The 19,260-nt window shown below is 66.7% G+C and carries 17 protein-coding genes; 11 read left to right on the top strand and 6 right to left on the bottom strand.

What is annotated here, in order from left to right; translation table 11 throughout:
- The 3 genes from fliI to BSIN_RS05500 form a co-directional block, all read left to right on the top strand.
- Positions 1–1,434, top strand: a 1,434-nt coding sequence (fliI, locus tag BSIN_RS05490; protein WP_143757349.1) for a flagellar protein export ATPase FliI, incomplete at its 5' end; no start/stop codon positions are given.
- 238 nt (positions 1,435–1,672) lie between these two features.
- Positions 1,673–2,125, top strand: coding sequence for a flagellar export protein FliJ (gene fliJ, locus BSIN_RS05495; protein WP_059517947.1), 453 nt, complete (start codon positions 1,673–1,675; stop codon positions 2,123–2,125).
- A gap of 35 nt (positions 2,126–2,160) precedes the next feature.
- Positions 2,161–3,609: a flagellar hook-length control protein FliK gene (locus BSIN_RS05500; RefSeq protein WP_089339763.1), complete on the top strand. Its 1,449-nt coding sequence runs from the start codon at positions 2,161–2,163 to the stop codon at positions 3,607–3,609.
- Between the two features lie 68 nt (positions 3,610–3,677).
- Here BSIN_RS05500 and BSIN_RS05505 read toward each other — a convergent pair whose 3' ends face one another.
- The gene (locus BSIN_RS05505; RefSeq protein ID WP_069233495.1) at positions 3,678–5,318 is read right to left on the bottom strand and encodes a GMC family oxidoreductase; all 1,641 of its coding nucleotides are present in this window, start codon (positions 5,316–5,318) and stop codon (positions 3,678–3,680) included.
- Positions 5,319–5,544: 226 nt separating this feature from the next.
- Between BSIN_RS05505 and BSIN_RS05510 the strand changes: the two genes are divergently transcribed.
- Positions 5,545–7,224 (top strand): isovaleryl-CoA dehydrogenase, encoded by a 1,680-nt coding sequence (locus BSIN_RS05510; protein WP_089339764.1) that lies wholly within the window; start codon positions 5,545–5,547, stop codon positions 7,222–7,224.
- 22 nt (positions 7,225–7,246) lie between these two features.
- On the top strand, positions 7,247–8,665 hold the full coding sequence (locus BSIN_RS05515) for a coniferyl aldehyde dehydrogenase (RefSeq protein ID WP_089339765.1): 1,419 nt from the start codon (positions 7,247–7,249) through the stop codon (positions 8,663–8,665).
- A gap of 260 nt (positions 8,666–8,925) precedes the next feature.
- Here BSIN_RS05515 and BSIN_RS05520 read toward each other — a convergent pair whose 3' ends face one another.
- A complete protein-coding gene (locus BSIN_RS05520; protein WP_089339810.1) occupies positions 8,926–9,957 on the bottom strand; it encodes a serine/threonine protein kinase in 1,032 nt (343 codons plus the stop codon).
- 45 nt (positions 9,958–10,002) lie between these two features.
- Positions 10,003–10,215 carry a hypothetical protein gene (locus BSIN_RS05525; RefSeq protein WP_059517290.1) on the bottom strand — a complete coding sequence of 71 codons (213 nt, stop codon included), beginning with the start codon at positions 10,213–10,215 and terminating at the stop codon, positions 10,003–10,005.
- Positions 10,216–10,542: 327 nt separating this feature from the next.
- Between BSIN_RS05525 and BSIN_RS05530 the strand changes: the two genes are divergently transcribed.
- From BSIN_RS05530 to BSIN_RS05545, 3 genes are all read left to right on the top strand, one after another.
- Positions 10,543–11,829: an MFS transporter gene (locus BSIN_RS05530; RefSeq protein WP_089339811.1), complete on the top strand. Its 1,287-nt coding sequence runs from the start codon at positions 10,543–10,545 to the stop codon at positions 11,827–11,829.
- 371 nt (positions 11,830–12,200) lie between these two features.
- Positions 12,201–13,061: a DMT family transporter gene (locus BSIN_RS05540; RefSeq protein ID WP_089339766.1), complete on the top strand. Its 861-nt coding sequence runs from the start codon at positions 12,201–12,203 to the stop codon at positions 13,059–13,061.
- Between the two features lie 363 nt (positions 13,062–13,424).
- Complete coding sequence (locus tag BSIN_RS05545) at positions 13,425–13,610, top strand: hypothetical protein (protein ID WP_059517286.1); 186 nt, start codon at positions 13,425–13,427, stop codon at positions 13,608–13,610.
- 102 nt (positions 13,611–13,712) lie between these two features.
- Here BSIN_RS05545 and mgrA read toward each other — a convergent pair whose 3' ends face one another.
- On the bottom strand, positions 13,713–14,759 hold the full coding sequence (mgrA, locus tag BSIN_RS05550; RefSeq protein WP_059517284.1) for an L-glyceraldehyde 3-phosphate reductase: 1,047 nt from the start codon (positions 14,757–14,759) through the stop codon (positions 13,713–13,715).
- Positions 14,760–14,936: 177 nt separating this feature from the next.
- Between mgrA and BSIN_RS05555 the strand changes: the two genes are divergently transcribed.
- Entirely contained in the window at positions 14,937–15,143 is a 207-nt protein-coding gene (locus tag BSIN_RS05555; RefSeq protein ID WP_059517282.1) for a DUF3185 family protein, read from the top strand.
- A 46-nt stretch (positions 15,144–15,189) separates the two neighbouring features.
- Here the strand turns inward: BSIN_RS05555 and BSIN_RS05560 are convergent, their stop codons facing one another.
- Complete coding sequence (locus tag BSIN_RS05560; RefSeq protein WP_089339767.1) at positions 15,190–15,960, bottom strand: phytanoyl-CoA dioxygenase family protein; 771 nt, start codon at positions 15,958–15,960, stop codon at positions 15,190–15,192.
- A gap of 365 nt (positions 15,961–16,325) precedes the next feature.
- On the opposite strand from BSIN_RS05560, the gene BSIN_RS05565 reads away from it, so the two are divergent.
- Complete coding sequence (locus BSIN_RS05565; protein WP_089339768.1) at positions 16,326–16,682, top strand: hypothetical protein; 357 nt, start codon at positions 16,326–16,328, stop codon at positions 16,680–16,682.
- Positions 16,683–16,923: 241 nt separating this feature from the next.
- On the opposite strand, the gene metK is transcribed toward BSIN_RS05565, so the two are convergent.
- Positions 16,924–18,111: a methionine adenosyltransferase gene (gene metK / locus BSIN_RS05570; protein WP_059517276.1), complete on the bottom strand. Its 1,188-nt coding sequence runs from the start codon at positions 18,109–18,111 to the stop codon at positions 16,924–16,926.
- Positions 18,112–18,369: 258 nt separating this feature from the next.
- Between metK and BSIN_RS05575 the strand changes: the two genes are divergently transcribed.
- Positions 18,370–19,254, top strand: coding sequence for a lipid A biosynthesis lauroyl acyltransferase (locus BSIN_RS05575; RefSeq protein ID WP_059517274.1), 885 nt, complete (start codon positions 18,370–18,372; stop codon positions 19,252–19,254).
- Positions 19,255–19,260 lie beyond the last annotated feature (6 nt).

The raw sequence follows: 19,260 nt of genomic DNA on the forward strand, positions 1-19,260 counted from the left end.
CATGCGGACACGGCCGATCGCCTCGCGCCGCGCGCCGCGCCCGCCAACCCGTTCGTCACGCGCTGGCGCGCCCATCTCGACACACTGCGCAGCCTCAACGCGCGCGCGCTGCCGCTGCGTGCGTGCGGGCGCCTGACGCGCGCAGCCGGCCTCGTGCTCGAAGCGGTCGGGCTGCGCGTCGCGGTCGGCGCCGAATGCATGATCGAGCTGCCCGCCGGCAGCCCGTTGCCGTATGCGCAAGCGGAAGTCGTCGGCTTCGCCGGCGAACGCCTGTTCCTGATGCCGACCACGGCGGTCACGGGCGTGCTGCCCGGTGCGCGCGTGTGGCCCCTCGAACGCGCGCCCGTCGCCGATCCGCTCGCGGGCGCGAAACGCCTGCCCGTCGGCTGGCCGATGCTCGGGCGCGTCGTCGACGCGTCAGGCCGGCCGCTCGACAATCTCGGCCCGCTCGCATCGGATCTCGATGCGCCGCTCAGCGCACCGTCGATCAACCCGCTCGAGCGCGAGCCGATCCACCGGGTGCTCGACGTCGGCGTGCGCGCGATCAACGCGCTTTTGACCGTCGGCCGCGGGCAGCGAATGGGCCTTTTCGCGGGCTCCGGCGTCGGCAAATCCGTGCTGCTCGGCACGATGGCACGCTACACGAGCGCGGAGGTGATCGTGATCGGCCTGATCGGCGAGCGCGGCCGCGAGGTGAAGGAATTCATCGAGCAGATTCTCGGCGACGACGGGCTCGCCCGCTCGGTCGTCGTCGCGGCGCCCGCCGACGTATCGCCGCTGATGCGCATGCAGGGCGCCGCGTATGCGACGACGCTCGCCGAATATTTCCGCGACCAGGGCAAGCACGTGCTGCTGCTGATGGATTCGCTGACCCGCTATGCGATGGCGCAGCGCGAGATCGCGCTGGCGATCGGCGAGCCGCCCGCGACCAAGGGCTACCCGCCGTCCGTATTCGCGAAGCTGCCCGCCCTGGTCGAGCGCACCGGCAACGGCCGCGAAGGCGGCGGCTCGATCACCGCGTTCTACACGGTGCTCACCGAAGGCGACGACCAGCAAGATCCCATCGCCGATTCGGCGCGCGCGATTCTCGACGGCCATATCGTGCTGTCGCGCTCGCTTGCCGAGGCGGGCCATTATCCGGCGATCGACATTGAGGCGTCGATCAGCCGCGCGATGACCGCGCTGATCGACGATGCGCATCTCGATCGCGTGCGCCAGTTCAAGCAAATGCTGTCGCGCTATCAGCGCAATCGCGATCTGATCGCGGTCGGCGCCTACGCGGCGGGCCGCGACGCGCAGCTCGACCGCGCGATCGCGCTGTATCCGCAGATCGAGGCGTTCCTGCAACAGGGCTTTCGCGAATGCGCGCCCTACGAGCCAAGCGTCGCGGCGCTCGCCGCGCTATTCGACTCCGAAGGAGGCTTACCGCAATGACACAGCTTGCACGCCTGCACGGCTGGCCGAAATCCGGCGCAACCTTCGTGCGTTGCCCGTGGCGGCACAGCGCGTGCGGCAAACGTCCGCCGCATTCGCATCGTTCGCCGCGAAGCGATGTGCCGCCGGCGCGATGCGCATCGGCACGCGCACGCCGGAAATTACGTGTCGCGCCCGCCTCTTCGTCTGTCACGCGGCAGCGCACCGGCGCACGCCGTTTCGTGTGGCGCTGACTGATATGACCCAACACTTTCCGTTGCAAATCCTGCTCGATCGCGCGCAGCACGAACTCGACGCCGCCACGAAGCAGCTTGGCCACGCGCAACGCGAGGGCGCCGACGCGCACGCGCAACTCGACGCGCTGCTGCGCTATCGCGACGAGTATCGCGAGCGCTTCGCCGAATCGGCGCAATCCGGCATGTCCGCTGGCAAATGGCGCAACTTCCAGGCGTTTCTCGATACGCTCGATGCGGCGATCGATCAGCAGCGGCGCGTGCTTGCCGCCGCGCAGGCGCGCATCGATACGGCGCGTCCCGATTGGCAGTTGAAGAAGCGCACGCTCGGTTCATACGAAATCCTGCAAGCGCGCGGCGCGCGGCAGCAAGCGGCGCGCGCCGCGAAGCGCGAGCAGCGCGATGCCGACGAACACGCCGCCAAGGTGCTGCGCATGCGCGCGGACGCGGTGAAATAAGCCCGCGCCTATCCCCTTCGAATGCGAGATTTCCCATGCCTTCACTTTCTTTGATCGGCGCGCTGTCCCGCGCGGCAGGCGCAGCAGCCAAATCGTCCGGCACGGACACGGCGCTGGGCGATACGGCCCGCACCGCAACATTCGCGCAGACGCTCAAGCAAAGCGTGCAGTCGCAGCAACAAGCGAATTCCGCCGCGAACGCAACCGCAACCGCCACGACGAAAGCGGGCGCGCGCAACGCGTTGACGGACGCGGCACTGAACGGGCCGAACGGATCGAATGAGCCGGGCGCCCGTCATGCCGCCAACGCCGCCGCTGCGCCGAACGCGCTTGATTCGACCGGCGGCGCAAGCACGCAAGCGGCGGGCGGCGCGCCGCGCACCAAAGGAACCGGCGCCTCCGGCGGCCACGATCAGGAAGACGACACCCCCGCCGCGCAAGGCGCTGCCGATGCGGCGTCGCTCGCGGCGGCCGCTTTGCCGCAAACGCCGCCGCCGTCCGGCGCACCCGGCTCGCAGACAAGCTCCACGAACCCCGCTGAAACCGACAGCCACGGCACGCTGGCCGCATACGCGCCGGCAGGCACGACCGACACATCGGCTCAGCAGGGCTTGGCCCGCCGCGCCGGCGCTCAACCACCGCTGAGCGCCGGCTCGAACGCCCCGGCGAACACCCATGCCGTGGGCGCCTCCGGCATCGCCCACGCCGCGCCGCTGCGCGCGGAAGCAGGCGCGCCCGTTGCGGCCGATAGCGGGCCATTCGGCATGCTGCCCGCCGGTGCGAAGCAGCCCGCTTCGCCTACCGCGGCGCTCGGCGATGCAGCGAGCCCGGCCGGTGCGATCGGCGCGGCCGGCGCAAGCGCGCCAGCCGTGCATGCCGCGCCGCAAGAGCCCGGCGTATCGCCGATCGCTCAACAGCACCCATCGGATGCCGCACAGGCGACGCTCGCGGCGTCAGCCGCGCCGGCCGCCGTGCAATCCGCCGCAGCGGCCGGCGCCGCCAGCACGCATGCGGCCGCGTCGGCCACGCCGTCGCTCGCGCCCGTCGTCGGCTCGCCCGATTGGACTGAAGCTTTGAGTCAAAAGGTCGTCTTCCTGTCGAACGCGCATCAGCAAAGCGCGGAACTCACGCTGAATCCGCCCGATCTCGGGCCGCTGCAAGTCGTGCTGCGCGTGGCGGACAATCACGCGCACGCGCTCTTCGTATCGCAGCACGCCCAGGTGCGCGATGCGCTCGAAGCCGCGCTGCCGAAGCTGCGCGAAGCGATGGAGGCAAACGGTCTCGGCCTTGGCAGCGCGAGCGTCGGCGACGGCGGCTTCGCGTTCGCTCAGCAGCACACGCCGCAACGGCAACCTGCGGACGGCGGCAGCGCGCCGCACCGCGAATTCGGCGCGTTGGCCGGGGAAGACATCGTGGAAGAAGCTACGGCCGCGTCGAGTGGCGCGCTCCGGCACAGCGTCGGAATGATCGATACGTTCGCCTGATACCCGGCATCGCCGTGCGGCATGCCCGCCGCCGCGCATCGCGGACGCGGCGCCCGCGTGCCCGTCGGTCAGCGCCCCACGGCGGCCAAATCCTCGACGGCGGGCGCGGCGCGCCCCTTGCGCGCGGCCACGATGAAATCCGCCGCGCGCTCGCCGATCATCACGGTAGGCGCATTCGTATTGCCGCCGATGAGCGTCGGCATCACCGACGCATCCACCACCCGCAACCCCTCGACGCCACGCACGCGCAGCTCGGTATCGACGACCGAGCGCGCATCGCTGCCCATCCGGCAGGTGCCGACCGGGTGATAGATCGTGTCCGCATGCGCGATGATCGCCGCGCGCAACTGCGCGTCGGTATCGTTGGGGCTCGTATAAAGCTCACGGCCACCCTGCGACGCAAGCGGCTCGGCCTCCAGGATCTTGCGCGCCGCCTTCGCGCCGCGAATCAGCGCTTCGAGATCGCGCTCGTCGCTGAAGAAACGCGGGTCGATGAGCGGCGCGACACGCGCATCGCGGCTCGCGAGCGTCACGTTGCCGCGGCTCTTCGGCCGCAGCACGCACACGTGCAACGAATAACCGAACCCCCAGTGCATGCGGCGGTTGTGATCATCGACGAGCGCCGTCGTGAAGTGCAGTTGCAGATCGGGCCGATCGAGGCCCGGCTCGCTCTTGATGAAACCGCCCGCTTCGGCAACGTTGCTCGACAACATCCCGTCGCGTTTGGCCAGATAGCGGAATAGCTGCATGCCCATCTTCGCGAAGCCTCGCACGCAGATGCCGACCAGATCCGGCGAGTTCACGCGCTTGTTGATGATGAAATCGATGTGATCGATCAGGTTCTCGCCGACCTCCGGCGCATCGTGCACGAGCGCGATGCCGTGCCGGCGCAATTGCGTTGCGGAGCCCACGCCCGAGCACATCAGAAGCTGCGGCGTATTGAACGCGCCTGCCGACAGGATCACTTCCGCACGCGCGCCGAGCGTCTCGACCCGGCCGCCGCGCGCCACCTCGACGCCGGTTGCGCGCTTGCCGTCGAACACGACGCGCAGCGCCGTCGCATCGACTATCACATGCAGGTTCGGCCGAGTGCGGCCATACACGTAAGCGCGCGCGACGCTGCAACGCGCGCCGTCGCGATGCGTGACCTGGAAGTAGCCCACGCCTTCCTGGTCCGCGCCGTTGAAATCGTCGTTGAGTGGATAGCCGGCTTCGTGCGCGGCCGCGATGAATCGTTCGGAGAACGGATTATGAAAGCGCAGATCCGACACCGTCAACGGCCCGAGCGCGCCGTGCCACTCGTTCGCACCGCGCTGATTGCCTTCCGCGCGCCGGAAATACGGCAGCACGTCGCGCCAGCCCCAGCCGGTGCAGCCGAGCTGCGCCCATTCGTCGTAATCGAGCGGATGACCGCGCGTATAGACCATTGCATTGATCGCGCTCGAGCCGCCCAGGCCGCGGCCGCGCGGCTGATAGCCGCGCCGGCCGCCGAGCCCGGGCTGCGGAACTGTCTCGTAGCCGTAATTCGTGCGTAGCTTAAAGGGAACGAGCGCGGCGATCCCGACGGGAATATTGACGAGCGGATTGCGCTCCGTGTGGCCGCCTGCCTCGATCAGCGCGATCGTCGCATCCGGGCACGCATCGGCCAGACGCCCCGCCAAGCTCGCTCCGCCGGATCCCCCGCCAACAATTATGTAGTCGTACTGCATTTGTCCGTCTCCCTTGCGCCCACCATCAGCTGATTTTGCGCCCTGCCGCAGCCATGCACTTATGATGTTTGCGCATCATTTTAGGAACGCAAATCGAATTTCGATGCGTCGATTCAAGAGCGATTACTCTAAACGCCATCGTCAACTAAATTTAAGATGTCCAGATTCGCCTCGCGCGTCGGATACGCTCGACAGAAGCCGAACCACGCGAAATGGGAGACAGGGCATGCAAGCACACCTTCTGACGGCGACTCACCAGGTGACGAACCAGGCGCCGCCGCTGCACGATTACAACGCGTTTGAAACCGACATTGCGCTCGTTCGCGCGCTCCAGCAATACGAAGCAGGTTGGTATCGAACAGCGCTCTCGCATACCGGCGCCACGCTCACGACACCCGATGCGCTCGCGCTTGCCGATCTTGCGAACCGCCATGCGCCGGAGCTGTCGACGCACAGCCCGCGCGGCGAGCGTATCGACGCGCTCGAATTTCATCCGAGCTGGCACCAATTGCTACTGTTGTTGCGCAGCGACGGTTTGCAGGCGCTGCCGTTCTCCGATCCGCAGCCGGGCGCGATGGCCGCGCGTTGCGCGAGCTATTTTTTGCACGCGCAACTCGAATCCGGCTCGCTATGCCCGATCACGATGACTTTCGCGAGCATTCCCGTGCTGCAACGCGAGCCCGCGCTGTTCGCGTCGCTGCGCGAGCGGCTTTATGCGCGCGAACACGATCCGCGCGACGCGCCGCTGCCACAAAAGCGCTCGATGATGGTCGGCATGGGCATGACCGAAAAACAGGGCGGCTCGGATGTGCGTAGCAACGAAACGCGCGCGTATGCGCTCGGCGCCGGCGGACGAGGCGAAGCGTATCGCCTCGTCGGGCACAAATGGTTTTTTTCCGCGCCGCAATGCGATGCGCACCTCGTCCTCGCGCGCACGGCCGATCATGCGGGTATTTCATGCTTCTACGTGCCGCGCTTCACGCCCGACGGCAGCAAGAACGCGGTGCACGTACAGCGTTTGAAGGACAAGCTTGGCAACCGGTCCAATGCGAGCAGCGAAGTCGAATTCCTGAACGCATATGGCGTGATGATCGGCGACGAAGGGCGCGGCGTGCCGACGATCATCGAGATGGCGAACTACACGCGGCTCGATTGCGTGATCGGCAGCGCAGCGCTGATGCGCGCCGCACTCGTGCAGGCAATCCATCATGCGCGGCACCGCTCGGCGTTCGGCCGCCTGCTCGCGCAACAGCCGCTGATGCGCAACGTGCTCGCCGATCTGGCACTCGAATCGGAAGCCGCCAGCGCGCTGTTCATGCGGCTTGCCTACGCCTTCGAGGAAGACGCCGCGGCACACTCGCCCGCGGCGCGCGGCTGGCGCCGCATCGTCACGCCGGCCGCGAAATTCTGGGTCTGCAAGCGCGCGGTCGAATTCACCGGCGAAGCAATGGAAGTCTGGGGCGGCAACGGCTATGTCGAGACCGGGCCGATGGCGCGCTTCTATCGGGAAGCGCCCGTCAATTCGATCTGGGAGGGCTCGGGCAACGTGATGTGTCTCGACGTGCTGCGCGCGATCGAACGCGAGCCCGACGCCGCCGCCGCACTGTTCGCCGAGTGGCGGGACGTCGCGGCGGCAAACGCGCCGCTTGCCACCGCGCTTGCGGAACTCGCCCGCCTGCTCGAACTCGAATCCGAGCAGCGCGAAGCATGCGCGCGCCGTATCGCACAACGCATCGCCGTCATCTCGCAGGCCACGCTGCTGCTGCGCGACGCTCCATCCGCCGTCGCCGACGCGTTCATCGCCACACGCATCGGCGGCGCCAGCACCGAAACCGGACGCGTCTACGGTACGCTGCCGGCCACCTTCGACCACGCCGCGCTCGTCGATCGAGCATTTCCGGCATGACCCGTATCGAACAGGAGACGCCATGAAAAACGATCTGCCCGGCCTGGCCACGCTCGACGCGCTGTTGCGCGACCAGCGCGCCGCCTACCTGCGCGCGCCGTATCCGACATGGGAGACGCGCGCCGGTCACTTGCGCGCGCTGCGCGCGATGCTGCTCGACAACCGCGACGCGTTGGCCGCCGCGGTCAACGCCGACTTCGCGCATCGCGCGAAAGAGGAATTCCTGTTCGCCGAAATCTTTCTGGCCAAGGAGGAAATCAACGAAGCGCTCAAGCACGGCAAGCGCTGGATGCGCCCCCAAAGCCGCGCGATGAACAAGTGGCTGCGCCCCGCGCGCGCGAAGGTGATACCGCAGCCGCTCGGCGTGGTCGGCATCGTCGTGCCGTGGAACTACCCGATTTATCTCGCCGTCGGGCCGCTGATCTGCGCGCTCGCCGCCGGCAACCGCGCGATCATCAAGATGTCCGAACTGACGCCGCGCACGTCGCAGTTGTTCGAGGAGCTGATCGCGAGAACCTTCTCGCGCGATCACGTCGCCGTCGTCAACGGCGATGCGGAAATCGGCGCCGCGTTCAGCGGACTGCCGTTCGATCATCTGCTGTTTACCGGCTCGACGCAGGTCGGCCGCCACGTGATGCGCGCGGCCGCCGAGCATCTGACGCCCATCACGCTCGAGCTGGGCGGCAAATCGCCCGTGATCGTCGGGCCGCATGCGCGCTTCGACGCGGCCGTCGATTCGATCGTCACCGGTAAAACGCTGAACGCCGGCCAGACCTGCATCGCGCCCGATTACGTGCTCGTGCCGCGTGGCAAGGAGGCCGAGTTCGTCGCGCGCGCGAAGGCGAAGATGGCCAAGCTCTATCCGAATCTGGCGGCCAACCGGGACTACACGTCGATCATCTCCGAGCGCCATTTCACGCGATTGCAGCGGCTCGCCGACGAAGCGCGCGACAGCGGCGCGCAACTGCATCCGCTCACCGACGCGGCGCCCGATCCGGTGCTGCGCCGCCTGCCGCCCGTGATCGTCACGCAAGCGCCGGACGAAGCGAAGCTGATGCAGGAAGAGATCTTCGGGCCGCTCCTGCCGCTCGTGCCATACGACACGCTCGACGAAGCGATCGCCTATGTGAACGCGCGCCCGCGGCCGCTCGCGCTCTATCTGTTCGACGACGACCGCGCGACGATCGAGCGCGTGATGCGCGACACGATCTCGGGCGGCGTGACGATCAACGACACGCTGGCGCACATCGCATGCGGCACGCTGCCGTTCGGCGGCGTCGGCCCGAGCGGGATGGGTTCGTATCACGGTTACGAAGGCTTCGTGACGTTCTCGAAGATGAAGCCAGTGTTCACGCAATCACGCCTCAATACGCGCGGCCTGATCGCGCCGCCGTATGGCAAGCGCTTCGCGGCCGTCATCAGCATGATGCTGAAGCTCTGACTGCCGAAGGCGCGACGGGCATCGGCCTTATCCGCCGCGTTGGCGCTCGTTGCGCTCATCGCGGCCGCGTCGCCTCGGCGTGCAGCCGCGATTCGCCCACCGCCTAACCGCACGCGGCCACGCTCGCGTGCCCGGGCGCCGCGCTCAGCCTCAGCCGCGACAGCGATGCGCGCTCGCCGTCCCCAGGCGGCGAGCGCCACCGCGACACCCTCGTCGCGCGCCGCGCACGCTGACGCCGCCGCACGACGCAACGCCATCCCTCATACCGGCCACAGCGGCCCTTCCTGCATCGCGCCAATCTGCTCCCTCAGTTCGAGCACCCGCTCTTCCCAATAGCGATGCGTGTTGAACCACGGAAACGCGGCTGGAAACGCCGGATCGTCCCAGCGGCGCGCGAGCCAGGCCGCGTAGTGAATCAGGCGCAGCGTGCGCAGCGCTTCGATCAGATGCAACTCGCGCGGATCGAATTCGCAGAAGTCTTCGTAGCCGGCGAGCAGATCGGCAAGCGCGCGCGACGCGCCCGGCCGGTCGCCTGGCAGCAGCAGCCACAAATCCTGTATCGCGGGCGCCATCCGGCTATCGTCGAAATCGACGAAATGCGGGCCGGCATCGGTCCACAGCACGTTGCTTGGATGGCAGTCGCCATGTGCGCGCAGCATCCGCACGTCGCCCGCGCGCGCGTATGCGTCGGCCACGCCCTCGAGTGCGAGCGTCACCGCCGCTTCATAAGCAGGACGAACGTCGCCGGGCACGAAATCGCGAGACAGCAGGAAATCGCGCGGCTCATAGCCGAAGGTTTGAATATCGAGCGCGGGCCGCTCGGCGTATGGCTGCATCGCGCCCACCGCATGAATGCGGCCGATGAAGCGGCCGAGCCATTCGAGCGTATCGCGCTGATCTAGCTCGGGCGGCCGCCCGCCGCGCCGCTCGAACAGCGCGAAACGAAAACCGTCGAATTCGTGCAGTGTGCGCCCGTCGAATTCGAGCGCGGGCACCGCGGGAATCTCCCGCACAGCCAGCTCGGCGACGAACGCGTGCTCTTCGAGAATCGCATCGCTCGACCAGCGATGCGGACGATAGAACTTCGCGACGATCGGCGGCCCGTCTTCGATGCCCGCCTGATAGACGCGGTTTTCATAACTGTTGAGTGCGAGCAGACGCCCGTCGGTGCGCGAACCGGCGGGAATCAGCACGCTGTCGAGCGCGTCCAGCACGCGCTCGGGCGTGAGGCCGGCAAAAGGCAAGCCGGCGCTCGCGCCGGCTGTCGTGGATTCAGAGGTAACGTCGTTCATGCTGCGCATTGTGCCGCGCACGAAGCCGAAAGACGAGCGTTCGATTCAGTGCAGCGCCGCGCCTGCCGGCAGCACCGATTCGCCGGTATCAATCAGATCCTCGAGAAAAAACGGCTCGGTATTGAGCTCCTTCGATTCACCCGGCACGCCCGCATACCAGGTCACCATCGCCATGTTGCCGAGAATGCGCTGGACGATCCCGCGCGCGCCCTTTGGCACCGCGATATGGGTGGTACAGACAATCGAACCGACATGCATGATGTTTCCCCGCTGTGAAGGCCGGCCGCCTACCGCCCGGCCGGAAATATCCCGATCGCGCCGCCCTTTTGCCACAGCGGCGCGCATCCCGCGGTTCACCGTCCGGAAAACCGCCGACAGCGGAACCGGCGGCAAATGCGCCGCCCATTCCCGGGATGCGCCGCCGTGCTTTCGCGATGGCGCTTCGCAGCATCATACCCCGACGATCGTTGCCGTCACGCGAATGACGCGCCAGCCGCGCGAAATGCGACGGCGTCCTCCACCACAGCGCCATAACACGCGCAACCGGCGTATCGTGGTGGTTTGTCCCGCACGGAGAACAACCGCGTGAGTGCATCGTCCGGCGCCCCGCCGCAGCCCGCGCCCCGCGCCAAGCCAACCGGAACGGCCGGCGCCGCGCCCGCCGCTTCCGGCCCCGCCTACCTCGAGCGCGGCTCGCGCAACTATTGGCGCGCAAGCATCGCGCTGCTGTTTGCCGGCTTCGCGACGTTCTCGCTGCTCTATTACGTGCAGCCGCTTCTGCCCGAATTCTCGACGACGTTCGGCGTGAGCCCCGCGCAGAGCAGCCTCGCGTTGTCGTTCTCGACCGCGGCGCTCGCGCTCGCCATCTTCGTCGCGGGCTTCGTGTCCGAAGGGCTCAGCCGCCGCGCGCTGATGACGGCGTCGCTCACCGCATCGTCGCTCTTTACGCTCGGCGCCGCGTTCGCGCCGCATTGGCCTCAGCTGCTGGCGCTGCGCGCGCTGACCGGGCTCGCGCTCGGCGGCGTGCCGGCCGTGGCGATGGCGTATCTCGCGGAGGAAGTGCATCCTGAAGGGCTCGGGCTCGCGATGGGACTCTACGTCGGCGGCACCGCGATCGGCGGCATGGCGGGACGGGTGATCACCGGCATCGTCACCGATCTGTCCACCTGGCGCATCGCCGCCGGCACGATCGGCGTGCTTGGCCTCGCGTCGATGCTCGCGTTTCGCGCGTTGCTGCCGCCGTCGCGGCATTTCACGCCGCATCGCGGCCTCAATCTCGCGCATCATCGCGCTTCGCTCGCGCATCATCTCGGCAAGCGGCGCGAGTTGCCCGTGCTGTTCCTGATGGCGTTCTTGCTGATGGGCAGCTTCGTCACGCTCTACAACTACATCGGCTATCGGCTGCTCGCGCCGCCGTATGCGATGGGGCAGGCGACGATCAGCGCGATCTTCGTCGTATATCTGGTCGGCGTCGTCGCGTCGCCGCTGTCGGGGCGCGTCGCCGATATGTTCGGGCGCGGCCGCGTGCTGGTCGCGAGCCTGGTCATCATGCTGGCCGGCGTCGCGCTGACGCTGCTGCATCCGGTCGCAGCAATCGCAACCGGCATCGCCTGCGTGACGTTCGGCTTCTTCGCCGGGCATGCGGTCGCGAGCGGATGGGTCGGGCGGCTCGCGCAACAAGGCAAGGGGCAAGCGGCGGCGCTTTATTTGCTTGCCTACTATGTCGGATCGAGCGTCGTCGGCTCGTTTGGCGGACGCTGCTGGAGCGCGCTCGGCTGGCCGGGCATCGCGGCACTGGTGGGCGCGCTGCTCGCGCTCGGCATCGTGGCCGCGGCGTGGCTGCGTGCGCGTGAGCGCATCGGCGCGGCGTGACGGACGTGACCGGATCGCCGGAATTCTCGTCGATGCGCATGCCAAGCGATTGCCAAGCGGCGCGCACCTGCGTTACCTTTGACGCCAGTTCATTTACCTCATTCGCACTCATCGCGATGAATCCGTCGTTGCCCGCCCGCGCCATTTTCCAGCCGTCGACGGCACGGCTCGCGTGCGCGCATCGTCCACCCGCCGCTCCCCCGCCCGTCGGCGCGCCGCCTTCGGTGGCGCTGCCCGGCTGAACGCCGCGCCCCTCTTTTCGCTCTCCGTTCACCGCGAACCGCATCGCGCCGCGCGCCGATATGCCGCGCAAGCGGCGCGCAAGCGCTCGCGGACGGAGCGTATCGATCCGATCGACAGGTGGATTCCAAATGGTTTCAATCAGACCCGCGCTCACCGCGCACGGGGCGACATCGCTGTTCGTCCTGCTATGGAGCAGCGGCGCGATCTTCGCCGAACTCGGCCTGCGACACGCGTGCTCAGTCGCTTTCCTGAGCGCACGCTTCGCGCTCGCGTCGCTCGTCTTGCTTGCGTTGTCGCTTGCGCGACGGCGTTGGCTGCCGCCGTCCGGCACACGCCGCGCGACAGTCGCCACCGGGCTGCTGCTCACGGGCGGTTATTCGATCCTGTATCTGCTCGCGCTCGAGCGTGGGCTCGCGCCCGGCATCCTCGCGACGATCCTCGGCGTGCAGCCGATCGTCACGCTCGCCATACTCGAGCGCAGCGCGTCCGGCGCTCGGCTCGCGGGACTCGCGCTTGCGCTCGCGGGCCTGAGCCTGGTCGTCTATCGCAGCCTCTCGGGCGGCGCGACGCTATCGGGCATCGCCTGCGCGCTCGGCGCGCTTTTCGCGATCACCGCCGGCACCCTGCTGCAAAAGCGCGTGCGCGCCGCGCCGATCGACGTGCTGCCGCTGCAAAACGCGCTCGGGCTGGGCTTGTGCCTGCTGATCGCGCCATTCGAGCCGATCCGGTTCGAAGCGAGCTGGTCGCTCGTGCTACCGCTCGCGTGGCTCGGCATTGTCATTTCGGTGGCTGCGCAATTGTTGTTCTATCGGTTGATGCAGCGCGGCGATCTCGTCAATGTGACGAGTCTCTTCTATCTGGTCCCGGTCGTGACCGCGCTGATGGACGCGGTATGGCTCGGCAACCGGCTCGCGCCGCTCGAGATCATCGGCATGATCGCGATCGTCGCGGGGCTTGCGCTGGCGTTGCGCCGCCCCGCTCACGGATGACGGCAGCATGATCGCAAGGCGTCCGCCGCGCGGCATGAGCGGGCGCCTTGCTTATTGCATCGCACCACTAAGTCGAGAAATGACGGGGACAATCGTGATGGAGATTGAACGAACCCCGACGGGCGCGGCCGTCCGAGCGACTGCCTCGTTCGGCGCGTCGACGCATTGACCCACCACAAACTGGAGAGCATCGGGAAAGACCGAACGAAAGCTTTTCGTCGGTTTGTTTGCGGCAAACCCAACAATCGGCGATTTTCCGCTCGCCCCCCCACCGGAACAACGAAAAACCGCGAGCTGTTTCCTATACTCGAAACAACCGACCGCGATCGCACGCAGGCCGGTCAGATAAAACGGGAGACGGGTATGGACACTTATTTCACGATCGGTGACTTCATTCTGCTGATTCCGATGGCGCTGGCCGGCGCGTTGTTTCTGGGCGCGGTGCCCTGCGCGACCGAGTTCCGCCATAACGTGCTACGCGTGCTCGGCGCGATGCTCGGGGTCGTGGTTGCCGTATTGCTGGTCGAAGGGCTGCCCGCGCTGATCTAGCCGCACCGCTTTCGCCGCCCGCGCTGGTTTCGAAGCCGGTGCGTCGAAACCAATGCGGCGCGCGGCACGCCGCTCGTCAGGCCCGCTACCGATCACCACCGGTCAGATCGCCTGATCGGTGGAGGGCTTTTCCCACAAATTGACCCCGCCTTCCGTCGCATAGCGGTCGATCTCCACGAGTTCCTCGTTGCTGAAAGCAAGTTGCTTGAGCGCGGCGACGTTTTCACGCACCTGCTCCGCGCGGCTGGCACCGATCAGCGCCGACGTGACGCGCGCATCGCGCAACGTCCAGGCAAGCGCCATTTGCGCGAGGCTCTGACCGCGCCGCTGCGCGATCTCGTTGAGCTTGCGCACGCGCTCGAGGTTCTGCGCGCTCAGGTGGCTTTCCTGCAACGAGCCGCCGCCCGGCTTGTTGACGCGCGCGTCGGCCGGCACGCCGCTCAGATACTTCGACGTCAGCAGCCCCTGGGCAAGCGGCGTGAACACGATGCAACCCGAACCGGTGTCGTCGAGCGCGTCGAGCAGTTTCTGCTCTTCCACCCAGCGGTTCAGCATATTGTAGGCCGGCTGGTGAATGAGCAGCGGCACCTTGTATTCGGCGAGCAGCTTCGCCATTTCACGCGTCTTCGCCGCCGAATACGACGAAATCCCGATATACAGCGCCTTGCCTTGCTGAACGGCCGACGCGAGCGCGCCCGCGGTTTCCTCGAGCGGCGTGTGCGCGTCGAAGCGGTGCGAATAGAAGATGTCGACATAATCGAGCCCCATTCGCTTGAGGCTCTGATCCAGGCTCGCCAGCACATACTTGCGCGAGCCGCCGCCACTGCCGTATGGGCCCGGCCACATGTCCCAGCCCGCCTTCGTCGAGATCAGCAGTTCGTCGCGGTACGGCTTGAAATCCTCGCGCAACAAGCGGCCAAAATTCGCTTCGGCGCTGCCGTAGGGCGGCCCGTAATTGTTCGCGAGATCGAAGTGCGTGATGCCGAGATCGAACGCGGTACGCAGAATGTCACGCTGGGTCGAGATCGGCGTCGTATCGCCGAAGTTGTGCCACAGCCCAAGCGACAGCGCCGGCAATTTGAGCCCGGATTTGCCGCTGACGCGATACTGCATGTCCGCATAACGATCGGAAGCTGCTTCGTAGCCCATCACAATTCCTGTCAAGACATTGAACAAAGCCGGACGCCGTCCGGCGATATGAAAGCGCCGAAGCCGCCATGTTAATCAACGATCGCCGGCCGTGCAGAAAACTGCGCGCGAATGGACGCCGGCGCGGCACTCCCCTACACTGCGGCGTCTTCACTATCCGTTTCAACGAGGATTTTCATGGTTCGAGCGATTTTCGTTGCGCTCATCGCGGGCGGCGTGGTTCTGCTGTATTTCGGCGGCCAGTCGTTCCATTCGATCAACGACGGCGTCGCGCGCTTTTTCACCGGCTCGCCGTCGACGAAGACGATCATGCTGATTGCGGGCGGCATCGTGGCAACGCTCGTCGGGCTGATCGGCCTGTCGACACCCAGCGGCAAGCGTTAGGCATCGCCGGCGAGCGCGGGCCGCGCCGCTTCGGCCGCCCTTACGCTCAAAGACGCACTTCCGGCTTCGACGCCGAGCGCGAGCCCGGCACCGGCGGGTTGCTGTCGCCGCGATAGGTGAACACAAGCGAGAATTTCACCTGATCGGTCCGGTTCTGCCCCGCCGAATGCAGCGTATTGCAATGGAAAAACACGACGTCGCCCGCCGCGAGAGGCGGGCACACCGCCTGCTCGATGAGCCGCCGGTTCTCAGGCACGTCGCTACGGAAGAATTTCGCGTCGTCGAAGCATTCCGGCCCGAGCGTCGTTTGATGCGAGCCGGGCACGAGCCACAACGCGCCGTTCTCGTCCGTCTCCGGGCCGAGCGCGAGCCACGCCGACACAAGATCCGCCCGCTCGAACGACCAGTAGCGCGCATCGCGATGCCAGCCGGTCAGGCTGCCGTATGCCGGATGCTTAGTCATCACGCAATTGTGATGCGCACGCGAGAGCACCGGCGTCTCGCCGAAATAGGCGCGCATCCATGCGCTAATCTCCGGCGCCGCCGCATGTTCGGCGAACGCCGCGTCGCGCGCGTAGGCGTCGAGCAGACGCCGCACCGTATGGCCGCCAGGCGCCTGCCGCGACTCGGGCGCGCCCGGATAGCGCAGATCGGCTTCGAACTCGAGCGGTTGCGCGGCATCGGCCAACTGCCGCTCGGCAATCGCTCTCAGTTGCTTGCACCGCTCGGGCGCGACGAGCGCCGGCGCCACCACGAAACCGCGTTCGCGCAGCGTCTGGATTTGCGTGTGGATCGACTCTGGGTGCAATGACGGCATGAGGCATTCACATATTTGTTATGAATCATTGATTGTAAAACGGTCACAATCGGCGTGCAGCGCAATCTGACGATCCGTTGAAAGCGAACCTCGATCGCCGCACAAAATTTGACGTGGCGCAAAGGAACTGGCGGCCTCGTTCATATCACTAACGACGAACGACGCATCGCCGAAACGCTCGCCTGGCGCGACAGGCAATGACTTTCGGGCGTCATGAAGCGTCTATAGTCTGATCATACCTGCCGCTTCTGACAGGCAGCGGAGCACCTGCGCTTTCGGTACGATCCGACCCAATCCCGTGCCGTCAACGGCCATTTTGAATGAGCGCCCCTCACGGGCACGCCAAGCAAGTCACTATTTCCGTCATGCCTTTTCGATTGCCTTCCCGTCTTCATCGCACCACCAAGGGCGCGCGGTCCGCGTCGCCCCGGATCACGCGTGCGTTGCGTCACCACAGCGCCCGGGCCAACGTGCTCGCCGAGCGCGCGCGCTGGCATCAGCCGCGGCTCGATGGTTTGCGCGCGTGGCTGCACGCATTGCTGTCGATGATGCGCGCGCAGGCAGCGGCCCGCCGCACCGCGCTGCGTTCGCTGCTGCCCAAGCCTTCGTCGCTGCGCCCAAACACGCAGCCGGCGCGCCGCGCAAGCGCGACGGCACGCCGCATCAACCGGCCGCGCCGTCTGGCGACGAGCACCGGCTGGTTCGCATTCGCCGCCCGCTGACGCGCTAACGGGACCGTGCCGCAGCATAGCGGACGATATACGCCGCGCGCATGGCCCGCGCGGGCAAGATTCGATTGCCCGCCTGCGTTCCGCCCTCCCCCCCGAAACCGGCTCGCGCGACGCAACCGATCATGTCTTTGCTGCGCCCGATCACATTGAAATAATCAAAAAAAATGCCGCCCGGCGTTCAACCGGGCGGCATTCTATCGCTCGCGCCGCAACGACGCGGCAAGCCTGCGAATCAGGCCACTTGCACCGCCGGCTCGACGCCAGCCGCTTCGGCAAGCGCGATTGCCTTGTCGGTCGCTTCCCACGAGAATTCCGGCTCCTCGCGGCCGAAGTGGCCGTAAGCGGCGGTCTTCTCGTAAATCGGGCGCAGCAGATCGAGCATCTTGATGATGCCCTTCGGGCGCAGGTCGAAATGCTCACGCACGAGTTTCGTGATCGTCTCATCGGACACGCGGCCGGTGCCGAACGTGTTGACCATCACCGACGTCGGCTCGGCCACGCCGATCGCATACGACACCTGGATCAGCGCGCGCGACGCCAAGCCCGCCGCGACGATATTCTTCGCGACATAGCGGCCCGCATACGCGGCCGAGCGGTCGACCTTCGACGGGTCCTTGCCCGAGAACGCCCCGCCGCCATGCGGCGCCGCGCCGCCGTAGGTATCGACGATGATCTTGCGGCCGGTCAGCCCGCAATCGCCTTGCGGGCCGCCGATCACGAAACGGCCGGTCGGATTCACGAGGAACTTGATGTCGCCCTTGATCAGATCAGCGGGCAGCGTCGGCTTGATGATTTCTTCGATCACGGCCTCGCGCAGCGCGGGCAGTTCGATGTCGGGCGCATGCTGCGTCGACAGCACCACGGTATCGATCGCGTGCGGCTTGCCGCCGACATAGCGAATCGTCACCTGCGACTTCGCATCCGGGCGCAGCCACGCCAGCCGGCCGTCACGGCGCAGGTTCGCCTGGCGCTCGACGAGGCGATGCGACAGGTAGATCGGCAACGGCATCAGCTCAGGCGTTTCGTCGCACGCATAGCCGAACATCAGGCCCTGGTCGCCCGCGCCTTGATCGAGATTGTCGTCGTGCGCGCGGTCGACACCCTGCGCGATGTCCGGCGATTGCTTGTCGTATGCGACGAGCACCGCGCAGCCTTTGTAGTCGATGCCGTAATCGGTGTTGTCGTAGCCGATGCGCTTGATCGTGTCGCGCGCGATCTGGATGTAGTCGATGTTGGCCGTCGTCGTGATTTCGCCCGCCAGCACGACGAGACCCGTGTTGCACAGCGTTTCGGCGGCAACACGGGAATATTTGTCTTGCGTAAGGATCGCGTCGAGGATCGCGTCGGAAATTTGGTCGGCAACCTTGTCCGGGTGGCCTTCGGAGACGGATTCAGACGTAAAGAGATAATCGTTTGCCACGGTCTCTGGCTCCTATGGTGGTTACGGTTAAAAGTTCACGTAGCCAGCTTCCAGAGGCCCGAAGCGGCGACGCTTTAGCGGATTTCCTGCGCCGTCGGCGCTTACTGCGCCAGCCGGCTTCGCCCCGCAAGTTGTCAGTTAACTCGGCGAAGCCCTTATTATAGCGGCTTTCTCAAATTCTCACAGGCCGCCGATCGTGCCGTTTCTTTCACCGTCCCGCCTCCCCGCGTGGCTGCCGCCGACCGACGGAGGCGCCGCATGCTGAGCCGCCTGGGCACCCAGCTCGCCGTCGCGCTGCTCAAATTCCTCGCGATCCTGCCATACGGCTTCACCGCGCGGCTGGGCGACGGCCTCGGCTGGCTGCTCTACCAGATCCCGAGCCGGCGCAAGCGCGTCGTCCACACCAATCTGAAGCTCTGCTTTCCGGACTGGAGCGACGCGCACCGCAACGACGTGGCCAGCCAGCACTTCCGGCATGCGATCCGCAGCTACGTCGAGCGCAGCGTCCAGTGGTTCGGCTCCGAGAAAAAGCTCGACAAGCTGATCGAAGTCGACAGCGAAATCGACCTCACCGACCCGAACCTGCCGCCGACGCTGTTTCTCGGCCTGCACTTCGTCGGCATCGAGGCGGGCTCGATCTGGCTCAATCGTTCGCTGCAACGCCGCTGCGGCTCGCTGTACCAGCCGTTCTCGAACCCGACGCTCGAGGCGGTCGCGAAAGCCGCGCGCGGGCGCTTCAACGCGGAAATGGCGGGGCGCGCCGACAGCGCGCGGATCGTGCTGCGCTGGCTGCGCGAGCGCAAGCCCGTGATGCTCGGCGCGGACATGGATTACGGGCTGCGCAACTCGACGTTCGTGCCGTTCTTCGGCGTGCCCGCGTGCACGCTGACCGCCGTCGGCCGCCTCGCAAAGACCGGCCGCGCGCAGGTGGTGCCGTTCATCGGCGAGGTGCTGCCCGGCTACAAAGGCTATCGGCTGAAGGTGTTCAAGCCGTGGGACCACTATCCGACGGGCGACGACACGCTCGACGCGCGCCGCATGAACGCGTTCCTCGAGGAGCAGATTCCACGGCTGCCCGAGCAGTATTACTGGGTGCACAAGCGCTTCAAGACGCGCCCGCCCGGCGAGCCGGGCTTCTATTGAGCGCGC

It is taken from the genome of Burkholderia singularis, assembly GCF_900176645.1.
Classification (GTDB): Bacteria; Pseudomonadota; Gammaproteobacteria; order Burkholderiales; family Burkholderiaceae; genus Burkholderia; species Burkholderia singularis.